Here is a 26,348-nt window from a genome sequence, read left to right as displayed (position 1 = left end):
CCTGCGTGGGCTAGTCTGTAGTGCATGACTGTCTCTACCTTGGCTTACATTCCGTCGCCGCCGCAGGGCGTGTGGCACCTTGGCCCTATCCCTATCCGCGCCTATGCGTTGTGCATTATTGCCGGTATCCTCGCCGCGATCTGGGTTGGATCTAAGCGCTACCAGGCCCGCGGAGGCGATAACGAGGTAGTGCTGGACGCAGCCATTATCGCGGTGCCAGCCGGCATCATTGGCGGCCGCATTTACCACGTAATCACGGACAACCAGAAGTATTTCTGCGAGGACTGCAATCCGGTAGACGCGCTGAAGATCACCAATGGTGGTCTGGGCATCTGGGGCGCGGTGGTCTTGGGCACACTGGCGGTGTATGCGTACCTGAAGTTTAAGAAGATCCCATTTGCGCCGTTCGCGGACGCTATGGCGCCGGGTGTGATCCTAGCCCAGGGTATCGGACGCCTGGGCAACTACTTTAACCAGGAGCTCTATGGTGAGACCACCACCGTCCCGTGGGGGTTGGAGATCTACCGCCGCGTTAACGAGGATGGCCGTCTCTCCCCAGTAAACGGTGTATCCACTGGAGAGGTCTTGGATGTGGTTCACCCGACCTTCCTCTATGAGCTGGTGTGGAACGTTGCCATTTTTGCGATCATCATCCTCGTGGACAAGAAGCTGCGCTTGGGACATGGACGCGTGTTCGCTTTGTACGTGGCGGGTTACACCTTGGGTCGTTTCTTTATTGAGAACATGCGTACCGACGAGGCCACGATGGTCTTTGGCTTCCGTATCAACGCCATCGTCGCGGTGGTCGTGTTCATTGCTGCTGTCATTACCTTCTTCGCGCTCCCAAAGGGGCGCGAAGACGCCACGCAGGTGCGTGGCGGAGCACGGGCGACCAACGAGTCTGAGGGCCTTGAGACGCAGGAGCAGGTAGCCTCAAACGGTCTAGGAAATCGTCGTCAAGAATAGTGTGACCAAAAACGCGTGGGAAAACGGGTTGTGATTCAGATTGTTGAATCATGCCCGTTTTTGTCTGTTTATGTCGCTTTATGTGGTTATCGTTGGTGCTGCCATCGTTTGCAGACGGTGTTTTCGGGCACGTTGGAGTAGCAGGATGCGTCTAATGCGGTTAGGGTGGAAGCCATGAATCGTCGCACAAAGATTGTTTGTACTCTTGGCCCAGCTGTGGCTAGCCAAGACGCCATCCAGCGCTTGGTCATGGACGGCATGAACGTTGCTCGCCTCAACATGTCTCACGGTGATCACGCAGACCATGAGCAGAACTACCGTTGGGTTCGTGAAGCTACCGATCGCACGGGCAAAGCCGTAGGCATTCTGGCGGACTTGCAGGGGCCAAAGATTCGCCTGGGGCGCTTTATTGACGGCGCAACGGTGTGGGAGAACGGCGAGACCGTCCGCATCACTGTTGACGATATCGAAGGTACCCACGACCGCGTATCTACCACCTACAAGAACTTGGCAAAGGACGCCAAGCCGGGTGACCGCCTCTTGGTCGATGACGGCAAGGTAGCCCTCATCTGCGTAGAGGTTGACGGCAATGACGTTGTATGTGAGGTTGTTGAAGGCGGCCCAGTCTCCAACAACAAGGGTGTGTCCCTGCCGGGCATGGACATCTCCGTCCCAGCGCTGAGTGAGAAGGATATTCGTGACCTCCGCTTCGCCCTCAACTTGGGCGTCGATTTCATCGCGCTGTCCTTCGTGCGCTCCCCACAGGACGTTGAACTTGTGCGAGCCATCATGGATGAGGAAGGCCGTCGCGTTCCTGTCATTGCAAAGCTAGAGAAGCCAGAGGCAGTGGACGCACTAGAGTCCATCGTGTTGGCATTCGACGGCATCATGGTCGCTCGTGGTGACCTAGGCGTGGAGCTGCCACTGGAGCAAGTCCCACTGGTTCAGAAGCGCGCAATCCAGATCGCACGTGAGAATGCAAAGCCAGTAATCGTGGCAACCCAGATGTTGGACTCCATGATTGAGAATTCTCGCCCAACCCGCGCGGAGGCTTCCGACGTGGCCAACGCTGTGCTCGACGGAGCTGACGCTGTCATGCTCTCCGGTGAGACCTCCGTGGGCGTAGATCCTCACAACGTTGTGCGAACCATGAGCCGCATCGTGTCCTACGCCGAGACCGACGGCGAGGTACCAGACCTAGCCCACATCCCACGCACCAAGCGTGGCGTGATTTCGTACTCCGCGCGCGACATTGCTGAGCGTCTCAACGCCAAGGCACTAGTGGCGTACACCACTTCTGGTGACACTGCTAAGCGCCTCGCCCGCCTGCACTCCTATCTTCCACTTCTGGCATTCACCCCGAACCAGGAAGTCCGCTCCCAGTTGGCCCTGACTTGGGGTTGTGAGACCTTCCTGGTGGATCAGGTGCACAACACGGATGAGATTAACGTCCAGATTGATGAGTACCTCCTCGACGCCGATGGCTACCACCGCGATGACATGGTAGTTATCGTTGCTGGTACCCCTCCAGGTGTTTCCGGCAACACCAACATGATCCATGTCCACCTGCTTGGTGAGGATACTTCTCAGCCGAAGTAGTCGGGTAACCACACCAAAACCCTAGGCACATTGAACGGTGCCTAGGGTTTTTGCGTCCCTGGGAGCTGGAAGTGTTAAGAAAACGCTGCGGCGAGCCCTCATCCTTAGCACTACCAGATTGCTGGTAGTGTGCACCGCGATGATCTTCAGCCAAGCATTGCGGCTGTTACCCAGGCCTGCAGGCTGATTCCTCCCATGGACTCGCTTGCTCGTCAGTGTGCACCGGCCATTAGCTTTCCGCGGTCCCCAGAAAACTGGAACTTCACTCATGCGCTGCTGCTCGAACTGTGGGTACTAGCCCCGTGCATTAATGAGACGGTGGCGCTCCTTGATGGAGAACTTCTGCCACCAGCGCCAATGGCTTAGCTTGCCTGCGAGCTGTCGTGCAAGTACGTTCCAGCTGCCTGAAGGCCTAAGTCTGGGTGTGCTCCTATTTGAGGTGAGAGCTGTTTTCTCGTTCCCACGATCCCACTGGTCTGCTTAGTCTCGGTGATTGAGACAAGTCAGCAGTAAAGCGGGCTGCGTGGCCCACAGGCTGGTAGTAAAAAAGGCGCTGATTCCCAGGGGGATCAGCGCCTTTTTAGTGGCTAGAGGCTAGTCAACCTTGGTGGCTTCCAACTTCCAAACCTCACGGGCGTAGTCGCCAATGGTGCGGTCAGAGGAGAAGCGACCGGACTCGCAGATGTTGACCCAGCACATGCGTGCCCAGTGCAGGCGATCGGCATAGAAGTCCTCGGCCATCTTATCGCGGGCTTCGCGGTATGCCGCGAAATCTCCCAAGACATAGTAGACATCTGGGGTTTCCCAACCGCCGCCGTCCAGAAGGGAGGAGCGGAGGTCATGGAACAGACCGGTGTTATTGTCATCCACAGTGCCGTTAACCAAGGCGTCCATAACGCGCTTGAGGCCCGGGGTGGACTCCATGGTCTGAGTTGGGTTGTAGTGCGCCTTGAGCTCTGGGAGCTCCTCGTTCTTCGCACCGAAGATGTAGGCGTTTTCATCACCAACAGAGTCCAAGATCTCAACGTTCGCACCGTCTAGGGTGCCCAGGGTGAGGGCGCCGTTCATCATGAACTTCATATTGGAGGTACCAGAAGCCTCCTTGCCTGCGGTGGAGATCTGCTCAGAGACGTCTGCTGCTGGAATGATGCGCTCGGCAGGGGAGACGTTGTAGTTCTCCACGAAGACTACGGTGATGTACTTGGATACCTCTGGGTCATTGTTGACCAGGTCTCCAATAGCGTTGATCAGCTTAATGATGGCCTTCGCACGGACATAGCCTGGTGCTGCCTTGGCGCCGAAGATGAAGGTGCGCTTTGGAACGTCGGTGTAGCCGTCTTCCTTAATGCGGAAGTACAGGTCCAGGATGTAGAGCGCGTTCATCAGCTGGCGTTTGTACTCGTGCAGTCGCTTGATCTGGACGTCGTAGATGGACTCTGGGTCGACCTCTAGGCCCTGGCGGTCCTTGATCCACGTTGCAAAGTCAGCCTTGTTGGCATCCTTGATGTCCAGCAGCTTCTGCATCACTGTGTCGTCATCAGCATAAGTGCGCAGCTCCTTGAGCTTATCCAGGTTGGTTACCCACTCGTCGTCACCGGAGAGTTCGGTGAGAAGATCGGACAGGCGCGGATTGCACATCTTTAGCCAGCGACGTGGGGTCACGCCGTTGGTCTTGTTGTTGAACTTCTCAGGCCACAGTTCGTGCCACTCGGAGAGCGTGTCAGCCTTGATGATCTCAGTGTGCAGCGCTGCAACGCCGTTGATGGAGTAGGCAGCGTAGCAGGCGATCCATGCCATGCGTACGGTGCCGTCCTGGACTGGCGCCATGTAGTTGATGCGGTTTTCATCCAGACCCTTTTCGCGCATCTCTTCGCGGAAGCGGCGGTCGATTTCCACCACGATCTCGAAGACGCGACCGAACAGCTGCTGGAAAATCGAGCACTGCCACTGTTCAAGCGCTTCAGCCAAGACGGTGTGGTTCGTGTAGGCGAAGGTCTTGGACACGATGTTCCAAGCGTCATCCCAACCCATGCCGTGCTCGTCGAGCAGCAGACGCATCAGCTCTGGGATAGCCAGAACAGGGTGAGTGTCATTGAGCTGGATGCAGTTGTACTTGTGGAAGTCCGTTAGATCCTTGCCATGGTGGGCGATGTAGTTATCGATCATGCCCTGCAAAGAGGCGGAGACGAAGAAGTACTGCTGGCGAACACGCAAAACCTTGCCAGCGTAAGTAGTGTCGTTCGGGTACAGAACGCGGCAAATATCCATGACGCGTTCGCGCTCAATAATGGCGTCGGTAAAGCGCTGGGAGTTGAATGCCTCGTAGTCGAACTCTTCCAGTGGTTCCGCCTTCCACAGGCGTAGGGTGCCTACGTTGCCGGTGCCGTAACCGGTGATCGGCATGTCATAAGGAATAGCGCGCACAACCATGTCGTCAAAGCGGACGATGCGCTGCTCCTGCTCGCGGCGAACGGTGAATGGGTAGCCGTCCTCCTTCCATGCGTCAGGGGACTCGGACTGGAATCCGTTGTCGAAAGACTGGCGGAACAGGCCATAACGGTACAGGAGGCCGTAGCCGGTGACTGGGTAGTCATGGGTGACAGCGGAGTCGAGGAAGCAGGCCGCGAGGCGGCCGAGGCCGCCGTTGCCGAGCGCCGCATCGTTTTCGGCCTCGAGGACGTCGGCAAGCTCATTGCCATTGGCGCGCACGGCGTCTTCAGCCTCAGACACCAAGTTTAGGTTGGTGAGGTTGTTCAACAGGGCGCGGCCCATCAGAAACTCGGCGGAGAAGTAATGCTGCTGACGGGTGGCATTGTATGCCTTGGTGGTCTTTTCCCAATTGTCAGCCAGCTGTTCCATAACTGCAGAGGAAAGGCCGAACCAGAATTTACGATCAGTAGCGCTCTCTGGGGCGGAACCAGCGGCGGCACGAACGTGACCGCCTACAGTAACGCCGAGCGCTGGGAGGTTAGAGGAATTACTCATCGGTGAAAGTGTCTCCTGACGTTCGGTGAAGTAATTGCGAGGTTAATTTCGTACCTGCCCAGCATACTGGCACTTGATAGTAATTACACAGGGAAAACACCTTTACCGGCACCCAAAAGCCCAAATCCTGTGGTTGTAAAGCCAATTGCGCCTGTTCACGTTGGGATTCTGTCCGCAATCGTTTTTTACGTCACGCTTTGGGGTGATGCGTTCAATCGACGGGCTGAAAGTGGACAGTTGGCACTTAACAGGTGCAAGTTCCTATACTCGACCGCGTGCTCGTAGCTGATCTTGATCCCGTAATCGAAAACCTCTACCGCTGGTCAGATGTATCAGGTGTGCTTCTGATGGGCGTGATCGGCGGCACCATAGCGCGCCACCGTGGATATGACATAGTGGGCTTTTTCTTCATCGCTATGTTTTCCGCACTTGGTGGTGGCATGATCCGCGATGTTTTGATCAACCGAGGCACCGTGGCGGCAATGAGTTCGCCGGAATACCTGTACCTGGCCTTCGCCGGTGCGCTGATCGCCCGCTTTGTGTACTTCAAGGGAAAAATATGGGAGCACTTCCAAGCACATGGTGATGCCATCGTCTCCGGCCTATGGGCTGCAACGGGAACCGTGAAGGCATTGAGTTACGGTCTGCCCTTCATTCCGTGCGTGATGATGGGTGTGTTCACAGCAACCGGCGGCTCGATGATCCGTGACGTTGTCACTGGGCGCGTCCCGCAAATCTTTGGTGGAAATCAGCCCATTGTTATTCCAGCAGTAGCGTGTGCGCTCATTGTGCTGGGTGCTCAGCAGATGGATGTCCTTGCTTGGGGCATGGTATTCGGACCGATCGCCAGTATCTTCCTCACCTTGTTGGGATACTGGGCCGGTTGGCGCGTGGATGCCCGCGAGGATTGGGCGCCAGTAAACGATACCGCGGCCCAGCTGGCAGTACTGGCCAAGAAGGCCGAGGCTAAGTCCCGGAATGTGGGACGGAAACTAGAACCTATGAAAATCCGTTCGTGGCGTCACCGTCAGATGGAGAAAGCGCTGCAGCGCCGTATTGAGGCGGAAGTTCGCGCAGGTAAACGCCGCAGCGAGGCGATGGCAGACGCGGACGAGTTCTTGGAAGAGTTCAGCGTGGAGCTCGCGGAGATTGCGAAGGCAGAAAACGCTGCGGCCGAGGTTGAAGCACGCAAGGAAGAAGAATCCGGAATTGGTGTGGACCTGACAGGTGACTCTTACGATGATTATGACGAGTCCCGCCTCGAAACCACGACTGACGTACAAGTTGAGGATCACCGCAAGATGCTCGACCTGATCTTGGCGGACGAGAAACTCACCGATGAGCTGGTGTCCAAACTGATGAAGAAATACGAGGAAAAGTCACTCTAAGGCAAGGCCTCACAAACCCTTAGTCACGGTAACCCTCATTGCCCAGGTAGGTTAGCAGCGCCGCTACCGGCGCCCAGGTGCAGGACCGTACAGTTGGCTCGTAATCGGGGATGAAGTCACCGCCATGGTTGACGGGAATGGTCTTTTCCACAGTGTCTTGCTGGACTGCTCGCTCCCAGCGTTCACGCGGGGTGCAACCAACAGTCCAGAACAAGTAAGGTGCACGGAAAGCTTCAGGGATGTTGGAGAAGTCTTCCGAGGCAGTCCATGGCTTCGCGTCTAGAGAGTCTTTACCAAACACATCATCGAAGCGGGGGCGTACTCGTGAGAACACTTCAGGGGTGTTAAAGGTGAGCGGGCCTGGGGCAAAGTAGGTAAATTTTGGCTCGATGCGCATGTTTGAGGCCTGGCATTCGGCGCGAGCCACGCGTTCGATGGCGGAGTAGAGTTTGGTCTTTACCTTTTCCGAGTAGGTTCGGCAGTTGATCACGATGCGTGCCTCGCCGGGAATGGTGTTGTTGGACTTACCTGATTGCAGTGTGCCTACAGACACCACCGCAAAGTCCTGCGGGGAGATTTCACGGCCCACGATGCCCTGTAGGCGGATGACAATCATGGCAGCCGCGTAGGTGGGGTCGATTGAGTTGTGGGGCATGGATCCGTGGGCGGATTGTCCGGTCACCATGATCTCAATGGAGTCACACGCGGCCAGAGCAGGGCCAGGCTTAGACATCACGGCGCCGGCAGGTCCGGCAACGATGTGCTGGCCGAAGCAGACGTCGGGGCAGGGGATAAGTCGCATGAGACCGTCTTCCACCATGGCCTGCGCGCCGGTGCCGTTTTCCTCTGACGGCTGGAACAAGGCAACGAAGGTGCCAGACCACGCGTCTCGGTGGGCATCCATGATTGCGCATGCACCCAGCGCGCCAGTGACGTGCATGTCGTGGCCACAGGCGTGCATGACATGCGTCTTGATGTCGTCGATCTCCACAATTTCCTTGGAGGCGAAGTCCACGTTGGATAGTTCCTTGACGGGGAGGCCGTCGAAATCTGCGCGGAATAGGGCTGTGGGGCCATCGCCGTTGCGGAAGATGGCCACGATGCCGTGGCCACCTATACCGGTTGTGACTTCACAGTCGAATCGGCCCAGTTGGCGCTTGATAAACTGGGCCGTCTTGACCTCCCGGCCGGAGAGTTCCGGATGGGCGTGAAGATGCCGGTAAATGTCCCACTGCCATGACAGGTCGACAGGTGACTGGGACATTAATTCGGCGATACTCATGCTCAATAGGATAGAACAAAACGCCTTGACGAGGTTACTTCTGGAGAAGTGGGTTGTACTTCAACGAGTTGCGTTCCGCTTGGCATTCGGTGGCGATGCGGATGGATGGGGCGATTTTACCGGCGTCGCGCAGCGAGTACATGGCGGTCACTACCTTGTCCCGAATATCCCACGGTGACAGAGTGTTGATGTAGATCTTGGTACCCCCTTCAAATCCGGCGAGGTTGGAGATGCGCCATTTGATCATGATGCGCCACGGCATAGGCGTGTCCACGTCGATGGGCTTGTGGTGCCATTCCTCGTTGCATGGGACCTCTGGGCCGGTGGCGGCGTGGCAGGCATGAAGGATGTCACTCATGCCACGGATTTCTTCCGCGGTCTGCAACCACGGTTCGGGGGTAGGAGACTTGGAGAAGATCTCCAGCGTTGGGTACCGGTGGCCAAATCCCGCGAAGCAGATAGCGTGATCATTCTCCGCAATGATCAAATTGCGTCGCGAGGCGTAGTCCACGGCCCACTCGTTATAAATGTTGGGATTCTTACGTACAAGCGCGATCTCAGACTCGTTTTGCACGCCGCGGTCATCGATGGCTACGAGTTGTTTGTGCAGGTGATCAAAGGACGCGCCGGCAGGTTTCAGCCAGTTTTGGAACACAGCGACGTAGCGGGCGTAGCGATTTCGCGAGTACAGCATACGGATGGAATCAGCGGTGAAACCGATCAGTGCGGCGTGCTCGTCAGGGGTGAGTGTACCGGAGCTGGCTAGTTGGTTTGACTGCGTGGCGCCGTCCACAAAGTGCCTGCGGCCAATGATGAGGTCGTGGCCGCCACCGAAGAAGGCTTTGGCCTGCTCGATGAGCTCGTCCTCTGGGGCCTCATCCGTCTTGCCCGCAGCTTTGCGCTTAGTTCGAATGGTCTTGAGCACGTGCTCGCGGCCCTCATCGGAAGCAAGATACTGCTGGCGCCACTGCTCTACTTCCGCATCCATGCGGAAATCGAAGTTCTTCTCCCAGAAATCGTAGGAGAGGATCTCAAACAGATTAGCTACGCGGCGAAACTCAGGGACTTCGACGCCCTGATCTTCCAAGAGAACGCGACGCTTGATAGCGTAGTTGTCACCCAGGCGATCAAATTCGCTGTCGACCGGCCCACTGGCATGCACAACGCGAGCTTTCTCCGGAGGTGTCTCCAGTGTGCGGGCGGAACAGAAGGAACATGTATTCGCATGATCTGCTGCACTGATTGGTTTTACGTCTTCCGCAGGTGTAGACAGTGGGCGATTACCTCTGCCCGGCACAGTCCACACCTCAGTGCCGGAGAACGGGTTTACCTGTTTAACTGTTCCGTCGGCCTGAATCTGGATAGGAGTGGGGCGGGAGTAAATAGACTGGCTCATAACTTTCTAGGTTATTAGCTAAGGTTGCACTATGCCTATTATTCGTTTTGACGTCCTGATCGATGCAGCGCACGCAGCCAAGATGACTGAGCGCTTTGACCAGCTCAGCGCCCTCATGATACGCGACGGTGTCATGTCTTCCGCAGACACAACATGGCACGACGCCCCCGCAGTGGACCCTAGTATCGAAGGCGAGCTGCGCAAGGTGTTTGTGGATGAGCGCGAGGAAGATGACGTAAACGCCGAGGAACTGGTGAAGGCCTACGCCATGAACCGGTGGGATGTACAGGTAGACGGCGCTACCAAGTCCATCAATGAGATCACCATGACCTACGCGCGCCTACTCACTCCGCCGGCGAAGCTTCCCAATGATCACGTGGCTATGGAAAACGAGGAAGCATTTGAGATTACGTCTCCATTCCCGTGGACAGTGGAGATTCTGCGCTAGTTAGTTACGTCCATGATCGCGCGGTAGCCGGCATCCTCCAGCGCCTGTTGGACGTTGGCCTTAGGGTTGTCAAACTTTTCCAGTTCAAGGCCCACCGCGTTGCTCGGTAGGTCACCGGAGAGTGCTCCCGCAACCACCACAACGCTGGTGCTGTTTCCCGCGAGTTCCAAAACATGGCCCACAACCTTGCCGCTCAGTGACTGAGAATCAAACGATCCCTCGCCAGTGATCACAAGGTCAGCCTCCGCCACTAAATCCGGCAGTCCCATGCTTTGCGCCACCACCTGCGCGCCGGGGAGCAAATGTACGTGGTCAGCGTTGCCGTGCAGCATGGTCGATAGCCACACGATCGACACTGGCAGCGCGCCCGCCGCACCCATGCCACTTAGTTGAGGGTCCACACCGGTGACCTCCACCAGTGCGGAAATGCCGTTACTCAGCGCCTTGACATCCAACTCGCTCGCACCCTTCTGCGGGCCAAATACCTCGGCCGCGTCTAACGCTGATGTGGTCACGTCGCACAGCAGTACCCACTCAACGGCAGCAGCGGGGATGTTCAACTGCGCGGTATCGATGTTCGCAACGTCCTTAAGTGCTGCGCCACCCTGGCGCAGTGGGAGGCCAGCCTGGTCCATGGGGGTGGCACCCAGTGCCACAAGAATTCCGGTGCCTCCGTCGAAGGTTGCGGAACCGCCCAGACAAAGAACCACGCGGGTGGCGCCGCGGGTCTGTGCGTCGGCAATGAGAACGCCGGTGCCGTAGGTATCGGCGGTTAGAGGCTGGAGGTTGTCTGCCACCGCGGGCAGCCCGGATGCGGCGGCCACATCAATGTAAGCGGTGGTGGTTGCGGGGTCGTAGATGTACTCCGCGTTGGTGAGTCCACCGTTCGCGTTCACCGTAGGCAGGGTTATCATCTGGCCTGTGAAGGTGGCAGCGGTGCCTTCGCCGCCGTCGGCCATGGGAACAAGGGAGATGTCGGCGGTGTCGGCAATACCGCGCTCCTTGAGTGCCCTCATCACGCCGTTGCCCAAGTACTGTGCAGCCTCCTTGTTGGTGGCTGTGCCTTTAAAAGAATCTGGTGCAATAACAATGCGCATGGGCGTGGATGGTCCTTTAGGGTAGTTGTCGCGAAACTAGTGTGGGGTTCATTATTTCATGCCAAGCCGGTGTGTTTTGAATGCGTGCGCGATCCGAACTCTAGGGGTGGCAGGTAATTTAATGCATGGGGGTGGGCTAAATCACATTCTTCACCCTAGCGTTTGTTTCCTGCTATAAGGGTGGGGATCAAGGGGGCTGAGTGTGGTCCTTGGGGTAAACCCGCAGGCCGCTCATATTTGGAAAGTATTGAAGGAACTAGAAAATATGCGGAGTTCCTTGGGTGGAGAAGCGCAGGGCAGAGCTAGAACAGTCCTACTGCACTTGTGCTGCGGTTATGTACTCACCCCGATTAAGGGGGTTGCTAGGTTGTGGAATATACAACGCACCATATCCTTTGATGGCAAGAAGCCGTACAATCGCTTCGGTAAATCAATACCCCGAAGAGTGCCTACGCACCTTAACCGCACAGCGGCACCAGGTTTAGTGCTTAAACCAGTGGAGCGCGCTCGGGGTTGCGGTGTCTGATCTATGTGTCCAGGAAGGGTTCCCATGACCACTATTGAAGAGCAGGTAGCTGGCTACTATGACCTCGTTTTGCAGCGTAATGCTGGCGAGCCAGAGTTTCACCAGGCAGTTGCTGAGGTTCTAGACTCCCTAAAGATTGTTCTGGAAAAGGACTCCCACTACGCGGATCAGGGCCTGATCCAGCGTCTGTGTGAGCCTGAGCGTCAGCTCATCTTCCGTGTTCCATGGACCGATGATAACGGCGTAGTCCACGTCAACCGTGGTTTCCGCGTTCAGTTCAACTCAGCGCTCGGTCCTTACAAGGGCGGTCTGCGCTTCCACCCATCCGTCAATGTGGGCATCATCAAGTTCCTCGGCTTCGAGCAGATCTTCAAGAACTCGCTGACCGGTCTGCCTATTGGTGGCGGTAAGGGCGGCTCTGACTTTGATCCTAAGGGCAAGTCTGACGCTGAAATCATGCGCTTCTGCCAGTCCTTCATGACGGAACTGCACCGCCACATCGGCGAGTACCGCGACGTTCCAGCGGGTGACATTGGCGTTGGCGGTCGCGAGATCGGTTACCTGTTTGGTCAGTACCGTCGCCTTGCCAACCAGCACGAGTCTGGTGTCTTGACTGGTAAGGGTCTGACCTGGGGCGGCTCCTTGGTCCGTACTGAGGCAACCGGCTACGGCACTGTCTACTTCACCCAGGAAATGATGAAGGCCCATGGGGAGACCCTAGAGGGCGCCAAGGTAATTGTTTCCGGTTCCGGCAATGTTGCTATCTACGCAATCCAGAAGGCCCAGGAACTAGGCGCAACCGTTGTCGGTTTCTCTGACTCTTCCGGTTGGGTATCTACCCCTGATGGTGTTGATGTGGACAAGCTCAAGGACATCAAGGAAGTCCGCCGCGAGCGCGTATCCGTCTATGCAGAGGAAGTAGAGGGAGCGCAGTTCCACACCGATGGCTCCATCTGGGACCTCAAGTGTGATGTTGCTCTTCCATGTGCTACCCAAAACGAGCTGGACGGCGACCACGCCAAGACCCTGGCAAGCAATGGCTGCCGCTTCGTTGCTGAGGGTGCGAACATGCCATCTACTCCAAGCGCTATTGAAGTGTTCAAGAAGGAAGGCATTCATTTCGCGCCGGGCAAGGCTTCCAATGCAGGTGGCGTTGCTACCTCCGCACTGGAAATGCAGCAGAATGCCTCTCGTGATTCTTGGACCTTCGAGTACACCGACGAGCGTCTGCAGGAGATCATGATCAACATCTTCAAGACCTGCGAGAAGACCGCAAAGGAATATGGTCACGAGGGTGACTACGTTGTAGGTGCTAACATCGCCGGCTTCAAGAAGGTTGCCGACGCAATGCTGGCACAGGGTGTCATCTAAAACCTCCTTAGTCGCATACTAGGGCGCTGCATGTTCGCGACGAACATGCAGCGCCTTTTTCGTGCAAAGTTATTCCTGTGATCGGAGGGGCACAATCGCACAAATGTGAAATGCCAGTATCCTTGAGTGCCATGTACCGCGTTTTTGAAGCCCTAGATGAACTCATTACCCACGTAGAACAGGCCTATGGTGTGCCAATGACCTCCAACTGCATGGTCCCACGCCAGGAAATGCTGGCGCTTTTGGATGACGTGCGTAATGCTCTGCCCACTGAAATGGATGACGCTCAGGATGTGCTTGACAAGCGCGACCTGATTATCCGCGGCGCTGAAGACCGCGCTTATGAGATCGTGGATGAGGCGGAGCGCGAAGCTAAAGAGCTTTCTGATCGTTCTCGTGAGGATGCAGACAATATGCTGCGTGATAGTGAGAACCGAGCCAACGCCACCGTTGCTAAGGCGCAAGATGAGGCACACCGCATTGTGGAGGATGCCCGCCGCGAAGCAACCCAGACTGTTGAGCGCGCCAAGAGCGAATCTGATCGTCTGATAGCGTCTGGAAATGATCAGTACCAGCGCAGCATTGAGGAAGGTCAGGCCGAGCAGGATCGCCTCGTTTCTGAGTCTGAGGTAGTTCGCCGTGCGAACGAGGAAGCCCACCGCGTTGTGGACTCCGCCCATGCGGATTCGAACCGTCTGCGCTCGGAGTGCGACAGGTTCGTGGACACCAAACTTGCCGAGTTCGAGGAATCCCTGTCTCAGACGCTTCGCATGATTTCCCGTGATCGCAATGCTTTGCGACGCGGCGCCGGCGCCCAAGGTGGTTCCAGTGCGCACGCTGATCGCGGCGAGGGCCGCGACTATGACAGGGACTAGCAAAAACTAGTAGTATTTGCCTCGTGAAGAATATCGATAACGAGGCGAATCCATTCGTCTTTGATGTAGGAAACGTTGTGCGCACCGGCGCTGCTGACTATGTGAGCAAAACCGGTGCGTCACCGGTACGAATTGGCCCTGAGATGATCGCCATCGCAGAGGGCAGTGAAGTTGAAGTTGACGCCAGCTTGACTCCTCTCGGCGAAGCCGTCATGGTTGATGCCACAATCAAGGCGACGCTTACGGGCGAGTGCGTCCGTTGCTTGGCACCACTCGAGCGTCCAACTCAGATTCAGATCAACCAAATCTTTGCGGTGAGTGAGGACTTCATCACCGGCGACGAAGCAGATTCAGAAGAAGACGAACTGCCAACGATCGAGGATGACATGGCTGATCTAACTCAGTCCGTCATCGATGAGGCCGGCCTGAATCTTCCTTTTAACCCCACCTGTGAAGGTGAGTGCGAGAATGCTGGTGATGACGGCGATCACGTACCTTCACCGGACGGTATTTCCGGGGAGGAAGAAAAGGTGGATCCTCGTTGGGCAGGACTGGAGAAGTTCCTGTGAGCAAAAAGAAGCGGATCACCGGTACTGAAGCCCTCAAAGCTGCCTTCGACAGTCTTGACACCGCCCCTCTGCAGGAAGCATTTGGTGTTGAAATCCCGCGAGAGCTCTTAGTTCTCGCATTAACTCACCGTTCCTTTGCCAACGAGAACGGCAACCTTCCCAATAATGAGCGCCTTGAGTTTCTGGGCGACGCCGTGCTGGGGCTCTCTGTGGCGGGGAAGCTGTACGAGCAGTACCCCACCCGTCCAGAATCCGACATCTCGAAGATGCGCGCGTCCATTGTGTCTCGTTATGGCTTAAGTGACATCGCTCGTGAAATCGGCCTAGGTAAATACATCCTTTTGGGCCGGGGAGAGAAGGCTACCGACGGAGCCGATAAGGACTCAATTCTCGCAGACACCACCGAGGCTCTCTTGGGTGCGGTGTATCTGGCACACGGCTTTGAGGTTGCCCGCGACACGGTGCTGCGATTGTTCCAACACAAGATCGACATTGCTTCTGCAAGTGGCCTTCACCAAGACTGGAAAACCACCCTGCAGGAACGGCTAGCAGAACGCAAGTTGTCCATGCCACAGTACACGGCAACCTCCACTGGCCCTGAGCACGCGCAAACGTTCACCGCGCAGGTGCATGTGGGGGAGAAGCTGCTTGGCCAGGGCGTGGGCTCTAACAAGAAAATTGCTGAGCAGGCTGCAGCCCGAATTGCGGTGCAGTTCCTCTCCGAGAACCGTACCTTCCGTGGTTAGGTCACAGTGCCTGAGCTACCAGAAGTAGAAACGGTCCGCACAGGCCTCGACGCCCACGTGGTGGGAAAGAAAATCACCACCGTGGGCGTTCACCATGCTCGCGCTATTCGCAACGTGCCGGGCGGAGAGCATGAGGTGATCGGGAGGTTGGAAGGGCGCCGGATTGTCGGCACTGATCGCCGCGGCAAGTTCATGTGGCTGCTGTTAGACGATGATCAAGCATTGCTTGTTCATCTAGGGATGAGTGGGCAAATGCTCATCAAATCCGGTGCGCAACGTTTTGGCCCTGACTGCACTGACAAGAACCTCACCCACCTACGTATCCATGCGAGTTTGGATGATCTCAGCGAGCTGTGGTTCGTGGATCAGCGCACTTTTGGTTACTGGTGGCCATGCGAACTAGTGGAATCCTTAGGCCACTGGGTTCCGGAACATGTAGCCCATATTGCGGTGGACCTGATCGATCCTGCGCTGGACCTCGACGTCCTAGCTCGCCGGATCAAGTCCAAGAAACTAGCAATGAAAACGCTGCTGCTTAATCAGGAAATAGTGTCTGGCATAGGAAACATCTACGCCGATGAGATGCTCTGGCAGGCACGAATCCATCCCCGTCAGCGTGCCGATAGGGTAGCAGTGACGAGGATCCATGACCTTCTCATCGCAGGCCAGGAAGTCATGCACCGCGCGCTTGCGCAAGGTGGCACGAGTTTTGATGATTTGTACGTCAACGTCAACGGTCAGTCCGGATACTTCGATCGCTCGCTCAATGCCTACGGTCAGCACGGTAAGCCCTGCCCACGCTGTGGCACGGAGATAAGGCGGGAGAAGTTCCACAACCGTTCTAGCCACTTCTGCCCGCAGTGCCAGAAAGCTAGATAAGCCACACCGCGCTAGCCTGTGGCCGTAACCCCCTTAGGGAGTTACGGCCCTTCTGTTCTCCTTTTCCGGTAGCTTTGCCACGGAGCAAGCCGTTCTCGCCGATGATCGCGTCCTTGATGAACCAGGCCGTATAAGCAAAATTGAGAAGCTGGAGCCTACAGCTGAAAACGCCATCGCAGATGGCGTTGCCTCCGAACCGGTTGCCGCGCAGCGTGCGTCGCTTAAGGCGGGACGCTGATGGCGTCGGAAAGCCCCAACTTGCCGAGTGCGACAAGGATGCTGAGATCATCGGGCCTATTGCCGGAGTCAATCTTTGATGGCGGTCCTAACGCGCCAACGCCTCAGCGAGGTAAAAACGGACGTCACCATCTCTCGCACAAGGCCACAAGTTAGTGTGAAGCGGATCTAAGGCGGTGCAAACAGGGGGTAGATATCACTCGCGGAGGGCCAGCCTATTCGGAGTTACATAAAGTGCGACTGTAGTCTCATGCACATGGAAAGTATCGAAACGTTTGTAACGTCGACGATTAATGACAATCTTTGGATGGTAATCCCATTCCTATTGATTGGCGCCGGCGTGTACTTCGGTGTCCGCACCGTGGTAGTGCAGCTACGCTTGCTGCCTGACATGTTCCGTTCCGTCGTGGAAAAAGGCGAGAAGCCAGAAAACGGAAAGACCGATGCAGACGGTATCTCTGCGTTCAAGGCTTTCACCATCTCCGCGGCATCTCGCGTGGGTACCGGTAACGTCGCCGGTGTGGCGGTGGCCATTACCATGGGCGGCCCAGGCGCCGTGTTCTGGATGTGGATGATCGCTATCCTCGGTGGCGCCACAGCCTTCGTCGAATCCACCTTGGGCCAGCTGTACAAGACCAAGGACTCTGACGGCGCCTACCGTGGTGGCCCTGCCTACTACATGACCCGTGGCCTCAACGCTCCGTGGCTCGCCGTCATCTTCGGTATCGCCATCACGTTAACGTACGGCTTTGTGTACAACGCCATTCAGGCGAACTCCATCGTCGAAGCAATGGGAACCTCCCTTGACTCCGCGGACTCCTTCCAAGTGAAGGCAATCACCGGTGGCGTACTGGCACTACTGACCGGTATCATCATCTTCGGTGGGCTGAAGCGCATTTCTAACTTCACTCAGGTCATCGTGCCTGTGATGGCTGTCTTGTACATCGGCGTAGGTATCCTCGTCATCATCCTGCGCATTGATCAGGTTCCAGGCATGATTGCGGAAATCTTCTCCCACGCTTTAGGCTTCAAGGAAATCGCTGGCGCTACCTTGGGCGCTGCCTTCACGCATGGCATGCGACGTGGCCTGTTCTCCAACGAGGCTGGTCAGGGCTCCGTTCCTAATGCCGCAGCAACTGCACAGGTCTCCCACCCAGTGAAGCAGGGCTTGGTTCAGACCCTGGGCGTATACTTCGATACCATCATCGTTTGCAGTGTGACCGCGTTCATCATCCTGCTCGAGCCACCTAAGTACGGTGAAGAGGTTCAAGGCGTATCCCTGACCCAGCAATCCCTCGCCGGTGAGGTGGGCGAATGGGGCATCCACTTCGTCACCATCATTCTCTTCTTCCTGGCGTTCTCCTCCGTGATCGGCAACTACTACTTGGCGCAAGCCAACCTGGAGTACTTCACCGAAAACAAGGGCGTCATGACCCTATTCCGCATCTTCGTGATGCTGTGCGTCTTCGGTGGAGCTATCGGCTCCGTCCCACTGGTTTGGGCACTAGGCGACACCATGGCAGCAACCATGGTATTCATCAACCTGATAGCGATCGTCCCATTGGGCGGCGTTGCCGTGAAACTGCTGAAGAACTACTCCCAGCAGAAAGCTAAGGGACTTGATCCTGTTTTCCACCGCGATATGCTCCCTGAGCTGAAGAACATTGAGTGCTGGGACGGTAGCGACCCAGTAACTCGACGCGGCGGCCAGGTCGTTCGCGAAGTATAAGCGACGCCCAGTTCCCGAAAAACAACTCATCGTTCACGTTGCTTTAAGTAACGCAGCGTTACTTAAAGGAACGTGAACGTACTTTGCCAGACCCGCACACCTGAAATATGGTGTGCGGGTCTTCATTGATTTCCCGCTACTGTCCCTGTCGGCTTGGGCCCAATCAAGTTTTTGGCCTAGGTCAATGTGGATTCTTTCCACTTTCTACCGCCTGCGAACGGCTGGGCGCCGGCTGAGCAGCTACACTCTAGAGGCATCCAGGCGGTTCGGCCGCATCGGTTTTCAGTTCTGTGTGGGGGAAGGATCGATTTGATGGGCGATAGTGTGCGTCTTACTGCGTTTGTTCACGGCCACGTGCAGGGCGTTGGGTTTCGGTGGTGGACCACCAAGCAGGCCAAGGAGCTTGGTCTTCATGGCAGAGCCACCAATAAGGCTGATGGCAGAGTAGAGGTGGTTGCGGAAGGCGATAAGGCCAGTTGCGAGCAGTTGCTTCACCGGTTGGGGGATCCCTCCAATGCATCAAGGCCTGGGCGAGTTGACGCCGTGGTTGAGCTGTGGGGCGAGCCAAAGGGTATCGAGGGTTTTCGTCAGCAATAGATTCACGGTGGGGTTTGCTAAACTTCCACTCTGTGTATTTGAAGTCTCTCACGCTTAAAGGTTTTAAGTCCTTTGCGTCTGCGACGACCCTAAAATTTGAGCCAGGAATCTGCGCGGTGGTGGGCCCCAATGGGTCTGGTAAGTCCAATGTGGTCGATGCGCTGGCGTGGGTGATGGGCGAGCAGGGCGCCAAGACTTTGCGTGGTGGCAAGATGGAGGACGTCATCTTCGCCGGTGCGGGTGAGCGAAAGCCACTTGGCCGCGCTGAGGTCACGCTCACTATCGATAATTCTGACGGCGCGCTGCCAATCGACTACCGCGAGGTTTCCGTCACCCGACGCATGTTCCGTGACGGTGCCAGCGAGTATGAGATCAACGGTACTCGCGCCCGCCTGATGGATATCCAAGAGCTCTTAAGTGACTCCGGCATTGGCCGTGAGATGCATGTGATTGTAGGGCAGGGCCGTCTGGCCCAGATCTTGGAGTCTCGGCCGGAGGATCGCCGCGCGTTTATTGAGGAAGCCGCCGGCGTGCTTAAGCACAGGCGTCGTAAAGAAAAGGCCCAGCGCAAGCTGGTGAGCATGCAGGCTAACCTGGACCGCCTCAATGACCTTACTGCAGAGCTGCGTCGCCAGCTCAAGCCACTGGCGCGCCAAGCGGAGGCCGCGAAGCGCGCGGCCACGGTACAGGCGGATCTGCGCGATGCACGCCTGAAGTTGGCAGGTCACCAGCTGGTGGAGTTGCGGGAGAAACTGGGGAGTGCGGAGTCCCAGGCACGCATCCTTGCAGAGCAGGTGGAGACCGTTACGGAGCAGCTTGAAGAGGCCACTGGTATCCAGATGCAGCTGGAGGCGGAACTGGGGCAGATCTCCCCGCAGGCGGACAAGGCGCAGCAGCTATGGTTCACGCTCTCATCCCTGGCGGAGCGCGTGGCAGCTACCAGACGCATCGCGGAGGACCGCGCGGGGTCGTTTGCTCTGGTGGCCTACCAAGGCCCCGATCCCGACGATCTTCAGGCACGCGCGGAGCGTGCTGACGAAGAACTTGTCGAACTCACCGAGGCCGTCGAGATTGCGGCCGAACGTCTAGAAACCATTCGGGAGCAGGTGTTCGAGTGCGAGGAGCGCGCCAAGGACGCGGATAGGGAACACCTTGCGCAGGTGCGCGCCATCGCGGATCGTCGTGAAGGCGTGGTCCGCCTCTTAGCAGCTCAGGAGTCACTGCAAACGCAGGTCAGTAGTGCGGAGGCGGAGATCGCGCGTCACGCTGAGCAACTGGAGGAAACCCGGGCGCGTGCGAATGCGGCAGAGAAAGAGCTGCGTGAGGTAGCGGCCAAGATTGACAACGCCAAGGCAGACACCGAGCCACTTCGTGAGGCACACGTGCGAGCAGCAGCGGAGTCCGATGCCGCAGAGAAGCGTCTTGATCAGCTGCGTGACACTCAGCGCGATCACGAGCGCAAGGTTTCCGCACTACAAGCTCGTATTGACACTCTGGCTGCCACCATGCCGGTGGCAGATTCCGCTGAGACTCTCACACAGGTGCTGGGGGAGAGTCCGGCACGGCTGGCAGATCAGGTCACCGTAGACACAAACTATGACGTGGCCCTTGCGACGGCACTGGGGGCGGTGGCTGAGGCTTTGGTGGCGGACATAAGCAAGCTCGACGGCTTGGATTCCGCAGGGGTCAATCGTACGGTAATTCTCGACTCCGCGGCTGTGGAGTCGAGTTGGCGTATGGACGTGGATCTGTCTCAGTTCACCCCGCAGCCGCAGTGGTTGCTCGATCACGTGCACACCGCCCCGGAGATCTCCGCTGCCATCAACCGCTTGCTGGCGGATGTTGTCGTGGTTGCAGACCAGAAGCAGGCGCGCGCCATAGTCGATAGTGATCCGCGCTTGCGCGCGGTAACGTCCGACGGTTTCCTCGCCGGAGAGGGATGGGTTGCCTTTGGCCGCGGCGCGTCCAGCGCGGTGGAGGTATCTACTCAGATCGCACAAGCAAAGGAAGAACTCGAGGCGGAATCGCTGCAGCTGCAGGAGCTGTCCGGTACGTTCGAAGGCGCCAAGCAGGCGGCCACTGAAGCGCGTGTCAATTCCGCTCGCGCTACCGCGGTGTTGCGTGATCAAGAATCGCTTGTTCAGTCACTTGAGCGTGACGCTAAGCGCGTTGAGTCTCAGCGCGATGCCAATATAAAGGAGCACGAGCGCCAAGCATCGCGCGCCACGGACTCTGATCTGCGCCTAGCCAAGCTCAAGGAGGAGCTCGCGGAAACGTTGGATCGTCTGGCACGCGTGGATCAGGATCCAGATGACGCACAGGAGCCGTCGACGGCCAAGCGTGACCAAGCCGCCCAGGAGCTGGCTCAGGTCAAGGCCATGGAGATGGAAGCGCGGCTGAGCCTGCGCTCGGCCGAGGAGAAGGCTGCGCAGCAGCAGGGCAAGGGCGATGCGCTGCGCAGGCAGGCGCAGCATGAGCGCCAGGCGAAGGCACGTCATGAGCAGGCGATGCAGCGTCGCAAGCGCCAAGCTGACGTGGCACATGTCGTGGCCAAGAACGCCCGCGACCTGAGTGCACGCGTGGCTGACGCCATCGAGCGCGCTACCAGAGATCGCGACGAGAAGCAGGCGCGCAAGCAGTCACTTACCGCACGCAACTCTCAAGCCAAGGATCAGGTGAATGCGCTGCGCAACCAGCTCAATCGCCTGAGCGACAATGCTCACTCTTTGGAAATCGCCCACCAGCAGCAGGTGGTGCGCATGGAGGAAGCCCAGACCAAGATCACGGAGCAGCTAGGTGTTCCTGTAGAAGATCTCTTGCGAGACTACACACCAAGCGAGGATTTCGACCTGGCTGAGGAAAAGGCACGCTTGAAGCAGGCGGAGAAGGACCTCAATGCTCTGGGCAAGGTCAATCCGTTGGCGCTGGAGGAATTCAAGGCTCTGGAAGAACGCTACGAGTATCTTTCCACCCAACTGGCTGACGTGGAACAAGCCCGCAAGGATCTCGGTGGCGTGATTGATGACGTAGACGCCAAAATCCTGCAGCTATTCACGGACGCGTGGAAGGACGTAGAGCGGGAGTTTCCCAAGGTATTTAGCACCCTGTTCCCAGGTGGAGAGGGGCGGTTAGTCCTGACCGAGCCTGATGACATGCTGGCTACTGGTATTGAGGTGGAAGCACGCCCGCCGGGCAAGAAAGTTAAGCGCTTGTCCCTACTCTCAGGTGGGGAAAAGTCTCTGACCGCGCTAGCTATGCTGGTGGCTATCTTCCGCGCGCGCCCGTCGCCGTTCTACGTGATGGATGAGGTGGAGGCAGCTCTTGATGATGTCAACTTGCGTCGCCTCATCGCCCTATTTGAGCAGTTGCGTCAGGACTCGCAGTTGATCGTGATCACGCACCAGAAGCCCACCATGGACGTGGCCAACGTGCTCTACGGCGTGACCATGCGGGGCGACGGCGTCACGCGCGTCATCTCACAGCGCATGTCACCTGCCAGTGCGCAGCTGAGCACTAACGTGCCAGGCGTGCCGGATGAGGCACACGGTGGGGACGTGTAAGCACACATCACATCAGACGTTGCCCTCGTCAAAATGGCGTACTGCTTTTGTTAGTGATTCATGGTAGAAAAGAATGTTCATGCGGGAATTCCGGCGAACAATGTGGTGTGAGGAATCGAGATAAAGTACAGGTCACTGGAGCCTTTGCGCGGTGTGACCAACGCTAAATCGATCTAGCCTGTGTTCGAAGGTTTTCTACGGTGGATGCGCATACAATGTGTGGCGTTGTATGCACCGGGGAATTTTTGAGGAGTGTTTGAGGCAATAATGAGTTCGAACCAGCAACCAATCGCGGATATGACAGACAGCTTGTTGGGGTGGGCGTCCAAGGTTGAGCTGGAGCTAGCACAGCAACTGGCCCAAGTCGATAGCGTTGCGGACCTGAACTTCTCCAGTGACTCCCTAGAGCGGATCGAGCGTTTCTACGGGCTGTTTTTGTCTCGCCAGTTGGCTGCGGGCGCAAGCTTAAAGAACTTGGTGGATATCACCCGCGCGTTGGCTACGTTCACCATGACCACCCGTGCGGGCCGGTTAACGGACTTCTCCAATTTCGCTGCGGAATACGCTGGTGGTCTAGGCCTTCAGGTTCCAGAAGACGAACTCATTGAGGTGATTACTCAGACTGCCGCGGCGGCTAAGGAGGCCTACGGTTTCGCGCTTCCAGATGCTCAGGCAGCGGGGGAAACACTAGGCCTGATTCCGGAAATCGCTTTCTTCCCTGTGCAGGCGGGGCTCATCAACTCATGCGTTCCAACGTTGCTGGAACTCATCGACGGCATTTCCCTCGATGCTGACGTCCTGGCAGAGGATGTTGCTGCCCAGATTGCGCAGACTCAAACTCCGCAGTATTTCGCGTTTACTTTGGATCAAAACCCAGAGCTGGCCAAGAAGATTATTGAGGGTGTGCTCGCCATTCGAGCATTCAGCCTCAAACACCCCACCAGCTGGTTCGACCGTAACCGTAGTTTCCTCACCCCTCAGTTGCCTTCGGCGCTGGCGGAGGGCGTAGCCGCTGAGCTTCGTGAACGACCAGTAGGTACCGTAGACCGCGAGTCCGCAGTGGGCGTGGCTAATCGTGAGTTGCGCCCTCGCCTCATTCTCGATTCCAAGCGTAAGAAGATCTGCCTCCGCCTGCCGGAGCAGCGGGTGCCTCAGCTTGCAGATGGTCAACTGGGTGAGGTCACCTGGCGTGTTTCCATCGATGCAACCACCAAGGTCTACCGCACCGGCGTGGCGTGGGGCGATACGTCTGGCTACGCAGAGAAGCTAGACATCACCCTGGATCACGCCGTGCGCGAGCTCACCGTCCAAGACGTCACCAATGGCATTACGTGGACTGTCCCAGTAGTGATGAATGATGAAGCCCTGGTCATCTTCACCGCAGGTGGCTCCAATGTGACGGACAAGGTCAGTCTCCACCACCAGACCATTAACGCGCTTGTCCCACGGGACGCACGCATCGAAGACACCGTGGCGGGAGTACAGCTCCTGCCACTTGCAAGCTTCGCCGTAGAAGGCTGGGACGGGTGGATCTGCCATACCCTGGATGTATCGAATGCAGTGTCCTTGGCCGCTATTGCCCCAGGTGAGCAAGTATCCATCGAGGACGTGCGCGCTATTGATCCGCGCCAGCGCGTGATGTTTAAGGATCCGGCCGAGCCCATTGAACATCTGCGTTCCCTGTCTGGACTACCGGTGTTCAACGAGTCGCTACTTGCAGAATTCCCACCAACTCCTTCTGGTCAGACTGAAACGTGGTACCTTGCCATCTCATCCTTCGGTGGCGTTGCCAGCCAGGGCGAGGAAATCACGCAGCCGGAGCCACTGGAGGTTCCAAAGGAAGGTGGCGTATTCCAAGTCTTTGACCCTGAGCTTTACGACGCCCCATGGGTGGGCGAGTACTTGGTTCGCATGCGTGGCCCACGAAACGAGTCCTTCCGTCACGAATTTTCGATTGTTGAGGGAGCGTCCGCGGTGATCGACATCGCCGGCGCGTGTCGATCCTTCCGTATTCCAACCGGAGGTGGTTTGAGCGAGGCTACCCTCACGCTAAAGCCAACCACCAAGGACTTCCATACCGATAAGAAGTCCGTGACTGTGGGTGCGCAAGAATCCGGTGCTGACATCGTGGTACTGACGGATGAAGGAGATCAGCTTCCCATCCGCTTTACCCCTCCGCGTCTCACTTTCGAGCTGCCGCTGAACACGGAACCGCCGGTGTGGCGAGCATCTCGTATGGTCGTTCGCTCCCGAACCATTGATGGCGCGGGTACCCTTCGCATCCGCGCGGCCGGCGAGCTGATTGATCCGCGTGTCTCCCTGCGCAACAACCATGGTGCGCCGGTGAAAACTAACAAGCTCACCGTCGATGTGGATGGCATCACGTACTTGGCGCCGATGTCTGGGATTGCGACCTCTGCAGCCACCATGCCGCAGGGCCGCATCGACCTAGAGTGGACCGACCCGCGCACAGACAAGCGCATCTCCGTTGCGCTGGCGGATATCCGCTCCCACATCAATGTCTCCGTTGCGCTCGTTCCAGATGAAGTAGAGCAGCCGGAGGTAGATGAGGAAGCAACTCCAGCACCAAAGGTCAAGCCTGTGGGCAAGAAGCTTGCTGTTTCTTTCGCTAACGCATTGGGGCAGTCCGTGACAGAATCCGTGGGCGATGTTGACGCGTGGATTTGGCCGCTGTCCGCACCGTGGCAGCCAGCCACGAAGGTGGCGGTGGAAGACCGTACCATCGAATTGCCCGAGGAGTTCGTGGGCGCTGGTGACTTGGCCATCCAGCTGCACACGCCGGACTCGTTCATGACCCTGCGCGCACCGGTAGCGCCTGGAGAGTCTGCATTCGTGATCCCGCAGCGCGGTTTCTTTGCAGAGCAGGACGACGCGCTGGCGGGACTGTCCGCGTTCATTGCGGGCGAGTCAGAAGACATCCCCGCTGATGACTCCATCATGCCGCTGTTGTGGGATCTGTTGGTGACCGGTAGCGTCCACCCATCTGCTGCATCCGCCCTATTTAAGGTCTTCCGCGCCAACCCAGACGCCGCCCTTAATAGCTTGTCCAACTCGCTCGTGCCGTCCGATAAACAGCCCGGTCGGATCGTGGCCTCTGCGCTGGCTCGCTGCGAATTCACCGGACGTGCCAAGAGCGACTTGGAGGGAGACGAGCATCGCGAGGATTACCACCGCGCGGCGTGGATCGGCGCGCTGGAGCTCATGAGCGATATCGACCGGTTGTACACGGAGGCCTCGGAAAGCACAGACGATGCCGCTACCCCTGCTGAGGAACTGGCTGCCGCGGTGGTGACTCCCCGCAAGGCCAAGGCTGTGCGACGCACGCCGATGAGCATGGCAGAGGCCATAGAATCCGAGGAAACCATTCCGCAGGAATCCTCGAACTTGGTGGAAGAGCTGCTTGGGGAACTGTCCACGTTGGCCGGTGATAACCTTCTCGCAATCCTGCGTACCGGACGTGATGAGACGCTGGATTCTGCCTGCATTGACCGTTCTACTGTGGCACTGGCCTCCATGGAGGAGACTCAGCAGCGACAGGTGCTGGATATGCTCTTTGGTCAAGGAAACATCGTGCCCGGGGCCATTTTGGATGACGGCTCTCGCTTGCTCGCTGTATTTGAGACCTTCACCCAGCGTGAAAAGCTCAAGCAGCTGCTGACCTCTACCAGCTTGATTCAGCCAGCTGTCACCCTGTTGCGCACCCTTCGTTCCACCAACCGGACGCTATATGCAATGGCGCGTGTGCGCTTTGACAAGCTCGACGGCGTGGATACCGATGCGAAGGATAATGTCTGGTCACTAACTCCGGTGGTCTCGCTGATCCTTGCCCTGGCTGCGCGTATGCATGCCCATGGCATGATTACGTCCACTAAAACTCTGGACTCCGTCACCGCCGGGTGGGCCAAGCTCGCGGACATCGTGCCAGACCTTGTGACCAGTGACCTCGTGGCAGCTGAGGCCATGGTGTTGTCTGTGAAGCATCAGGGCATTGTCTAAGAGATAGACGGAAGCACCAATAAGTTAAATTTCGCTCTGAAAACGGCGCGTAACCGGGCTTATTGGTGCTTTCATGTGACC

General features: G+C 57.4%; 19 protein-coding genes. 15 read left to right on the top strand and 4 right to left on the bottom strand.

Going from position 1 to position 26,348, the window contains the following annotated elements:
• Nucleotides 1–24 precede the first annotated feature (24 nt).
• From lgt to ACXM2N_RS07695, 3 genes are all read left to right on the top strand, one after another.
• Nucleotides 25–966 carry a prolipoprotein diacylglyceryl transferase gene (gene lgt, locus ACXM2N_RS07705; RefSeq protein WP_458487483.1) on the top strand — a complete coding sequence of 314 codons (942 nt, stop codon included), beginning with the start codon at nt 25–27 and terminating at the stop codon, nt 964–966.
• A 174-nt stretch (nt 967–1,140) separates the two neighbouring features.
• Entirely contained in the window at nt 1,141–2,565 is a 1,425-nt protein-coding gene (gene pyk / locus ACXM2N_RS07700; protein ID WP_458487481.1) for a pyruvate kinase, read from the top strand.
• Between the two features lie 129 nt (nt 2,566–2,694).
• Nucleotides 2,695–2,931 (top strand): hypothetical protein, encoded by a 237-nt coding sequence (locus ACXM2N_RS07695; protein ID WP_458487479.1) that lies wholly within the window; start codon nt 2,695–2,697, stop codon nt 2,929–2,931.
• Between the two features lie 228 nt (nt 2,932–3,159).
• Here the strand turns inward: ACXM2N_RS07695 and ACXM2N_RS07690 are convergent, their stop codons facing one another.
• On the bottom strand, nt 3,160–5,550 hold the full coding sequence (locus tag ACXM2N_RS07690) for a glycogen/starch/alpha-glucan phosphorylase (protein ID WP_458487477.1): 2,391 nt from the start codon (nt 5,548–5,550) through the stop codon (nt 3,160–3,162).
• 275 nt (nt 5,551–5,825) lie between these two features.
• Here ACXM2N_RS07690 and ACXM2N_RS07685 point away from each other — a divergent pair, with 275 nt between their 5' ends.
• Entirely contained in the window at nt 5,826–6,938 is a 1,113-nt protein-coding gene (locus tag ACXM2N_RS07685) for a trimeric intracellular cation channel family protein (RefSeq protein ID WP_458487475.1), read from the top strand.
• A 19-nt stretch (nt 6,939–6,957) separates the two neighbouring features.
• On the opposite strand, the gene ACXM2N_RS07680 is transcribed toward ACXM2N_RS07685, so the two are convergent.
• Nucleotides 6,958–8,220, bottom strand: a complete 1,263-nt coding sequence (locus tag ACXM2N_RS07680) for an amidohydrolase (RefSeq protein ID WP_458487473.1) — start codon at nt 8,218–8,220, stop codon at nt 6,958–6,960.
• Nucleotides 8,221–8,254: 34 nt separating this feature from the next.
• Nucleotides 8,255–9,616: a DUF4921 family protein gene (locus ACXM2N_RS07675; RefSeq protein ID WP_458487471.1), complete on the bottom strand. Its 1,362-nt coding sequence runs from the start codon at nt 9,614–9,616 to the stop codon at nt 8,255–8,257.
• A 31-nt stretch (nt 9,617–9,647) separates the two neighbouring features.
• On the opposite strand from ACXM2N_RS07675, the gene ACXM2N_RS07670 reads away from it, so the two are divergent.
• On the top strand, nt 9,648–10,064 hold the full coding sequence (locus tag ACXM2N_RS07670) for a hypothetical protein (RefSeq protein WP_458487469.1): 417 nt from the start codon (nt 9,648–9,650) through the stop codon (nt 10,062–10,064).
• Here ACXM2N_RS07670 and ACXM2N_RS07665 read toward each other — a convergent pair.
• Nucleotides 10,061–11,161: a glycerate kinase gene (locus ACXM2N_RS07665; RefSeq protein WP_458487467.1), complete on the bottom strand. Its 1,101-nt coding sequence runs from the start codon at nt 11,159–11,161 to the stop codon at nt 10,061–10,063. The two genes, ACXM2N_RS07670 and ACXM2N_RS07665, sit on opposite strands and share 4 nt — an antisense overlap.
• A gap of 550 nt (nt 11,162–11,711) precedes the next feature.
• Here ACXM2N_RS07665 and gdhA point away from each other — a divergent pair.
• The 10 genes from gdhA (at nt 11,712) to ACXM2N_RS07615 (ending at nt 26,267) form a co-directional block, all read left to right on the top strand.
• Nucleotides 11,712–13,058, top strand: a complete 1,347-nt coding sequence (gene gdhA, locus ACXM2N_RS07660) for an NADP-specific glutamate dehydrogenase (RefSeq protein WP_458487465.1) — start codon at nt 11,712–11,714, stop codon at nt 13,056–13,058.
• A 131-nt stretch (nt 13,059–13,189) separates the two neighbouring features.
• Nucleotides 13,190–13,933, top strand: coding sequence for a DivIVA domain-containing protein (locus tag ACXM2N_RS07655; RefSeq protein WP_458487463.1), 744 nt, complete (start codon nt 13,190–13,192; stop codon nt 13,931–13,933).
• A gap of 32 nt (nt 13,934–13,965) precedes the next feature.
• Complete coding sequence (locus ACXM2N_RS07650) at nt 13,966–14,502, top strand: YceD family protein (protein WP_458491078.1); 537 nt, start codon at nt 13,966–13,968, stop codon at nt 14,500–14,502.
• Nucleotides 14,499–15,248 carry a ribonuclease III gene (gene rnc, locus ACXM2N_RS07645; protein WP_458487461.1) on the top strand — a complete coding sequence of 250 codons (750 nt, stop codon included), beginning with the start codon at nt 14,499–14,501 and terminating at the stop codon, nt 15,246–15,248. Before ACXM2N_RS07650 ends, rnc begins: the two co-directional genes overlap by 4 nt.
• A gap of 6 nt (nt 15,249–15,254) precedes the next feature.
• A complete protein-coding gene (gene mutM, locus ACXM2N_RS07640) occupies nt 15,255–16,127 on the top strand; it encodes a bifunctional DNA-formamidopyrimidine glycosylase/DNA-(apurinic or apyrimidinic site) lyase (protein ID WP_458487459.1) in 873 nt (290 codons plus the stop codon).
• Between the two features lie 179 nt (nt 16,128–16,306).
• Entirely contained in the window at nt 16,307–16,444 is a 138-nt protein-coding gene (locus ACXM2N_RS07635) for a hypothetical protein (RefSeq protein ID WP_458487457.1), read from the top strand.
• A 176-nt stretch (nt 16,445–16,620) separates the two neighbouring features.
• On the top strand, nt 16,621–18,093 hold the full coding sequence (locus ACXM2N_RS07630; RefSeq protein ID WP_458487455.1) for an alanine/glycine:cation symporter family protein: 1,473 nt from the start codon (nt 16,621–16,623) through the stop codon (nt 18,091–18,093).
• Nucleotides 18,094–18,405: 312 nt separating this feature from the next.
• Nucleotides 18,406–18,690: an acylphosphatase gene (locus ACXM2N_RS07625; protein ID WP_458487453.1), complete on the top strand. Its 285-nt coding sequence runs from the start codon at nt 18,406–18,408 to the stop codon at nt 18,688–18,690.
• A 32-nt stretch (nt 18,691–18,722) separates the two neighbouring features.
• Nucleotides 18,723–22,250, top strand: coding sequence for a chromosome segregation protein SMC (gene smc, locus ACXM2N_RS07620; protein WP_458487451.1), 3,528 nt, complete (start codon nt 18,723–18,725; stop codon nt 22,248–22,250).
• Nucleotides 22,251–22,517: 267 nt separating this feature from the next.
• On the top strand, nt 22,518–26,267 hold the full coding sequence (locus ACXM2N_RS07615; RefSeq protein ID WP_458487449.1) for a hypothetical protein: 3,750 nt from the start codon (nt 22,518–22,520) through the stop codon (nt 26,265–26,267).
• The last annotated feature ends 81 nt before the right edge of the window (nt 26,268–26,348 follow it).

The organism is Corynebacterium sp. ZY180755, assembly GCF_054331495.1.
Note: the sequence above shows the minus strand (reverse complement) of the source record. Positions and strands in the feature narration are given on the sequence as shown.

Excerpts from the sequence above, each read along its gene's own strand:
- ACXM2N_RS07625 (WP_458487453.1), top strand. The coding sequence starts at position 18,406 with ATGGGCGATAGTGTGCGTCTTACTGCGTTTGTTCACGGCCACGTGCAG.
- lgt (WP_458487483.1), top strand. The coding sequence starts at position 25 with ATGACTGTCTCTACCTTGGCTTACATTCCGTCGCCGCCGCAGGGCGTG.
- ACXM2N_RS07690 (WP_458487477.1), bottom strand. The coding sequence starts at position 5,550 with ATGAGTAATTCCTCTAACCTCCCAGCGCTCGGCGTTACTGTAGGCGGT.
- ACXM2N_RS07655 (WP_458487463.1), top strand. The coding sequence starts at position 13,190 with ATGTACCGCGTTTTTGAAGCCCTAGATGAACTCATTACCCACGTAGAA.
- gdhA (WP_458487465.1), top strand. The coding sequence starts at position 11,712 with ATGACCACTATTGAAGAGCAGGTAGCTGGCTACTATGACCTCGTTTTG.
- ACXM2N_RS07670 (WP_458487469.1), top strand. The coding sequence starts at position 9,648 with ATGCCTATTATTCGTTTTGACGTCCTGATCGATGCAGCGCACGCAGCC.
- pyk (WP_458487481.1), top strand. The coding sequence starts at position 1,141 with ATGAATCGTCGCACAAAGATTGTTTGTACTCTTGGCCCAGCTGTGGCT.
- ACXM2N_RS07680 (WP_458487473.1), bottom strand. The coding sequence starts at position 8,220 with ATGAGTATCGCCGAATTAATGTCCCAGTCACCTGTCGACCTGTCATGG.
- ACXM2N_RS07630 (WP_458487455.1), top strand. The coding sequence starts at position 16,621 with ATGGAAAGTATCGAAACGTTTGTAACGTCGACGATTAATGACAATCTT.
- ACXM2N_RS07675 (WP_458487471.1), bottom strand. The coding sequence starts at position 9,616 with ATGAGCCAGTCTATTTACTCCCGCCCCACTCCTATCCAGATTCAGGCC.
- ACXM2N_RS07665 (WP_458487467.1), bottom strand. The coding sequence starts at position 11,161 with ATGCGCATTGTTATTGCACCAGATTCTTTTAAAGGCACAGCCACCAAC.
- ACXM2N_RS07615 (WP_458487449.1), top strand. The coding sequence starts at position 22,518 with ATGAGTTCGAACCAGCAACCAATCGCGGATATGACAGACAGCTTGTTG.
- ACXM2N_RS07635 (WP_458487457.1), top strand. The coding sequence starts at position 16,307 with ATGGCGTTGCCTCCGAACCGGTTGCCGCGCAGCGTGCGTCGCTTAAGG.